This window comes from Bowmanella dokdonensis (assembly GCF_017254865.1).
Lineage (GTDB): Bacteria > Pseudomonadota > Gammaproteobacteria > Enterobacterales > Alteromonadaceae > Bowmanella > Bowmanella dokdonensis.
Map to the genome: position 1 here is coordinate 1 of NZ_JAFKCV010000414.1, position 283 is coordinate 283.

Genomic DNA, 283 nt, shown 5'->3' on the forward strand with positions numbered 1-283 from the left:
GTGTTAGGATATGTGTCCTTTTCAAAGGACATTCGAAGATTCTAAGATATTTAGCTCACACCGCAACTTGCTAAATCTCTTCTCATCCAAGGGCTTTGTGAAGATATCGGCTAGTTGTTCTTCAGTCTTCACGTGCTCGATGGAGATATCGCCCTTCAACACATGATCACGAAGAAAATGATGACGAATCTGAATGTGCTTTGTCTTCGAGTGCTGAACTGGGTTATGAGCAATCTTGATGGCACTCTCATTGTCACAGTAGAGAGGCACATTCTTCACGTTG

1 protein-coding gene is annotated in these 283 nt (G+C 42.8%); it reads right to left on the bottom strand.

All coding sequences use genetic code 11. The annotated features are described in order from the left end of the window. Nucleotides 1-21: 21 nt before the first annotated feature. Nucleotides 22-283 (bottom strand): Ty1/Copia family ribonuclease HI (locus J0A66_RS23125; RefSeq protein WP_206576109.1); only part of this gene is annotated, 262 nt, incomplete at its 5' end.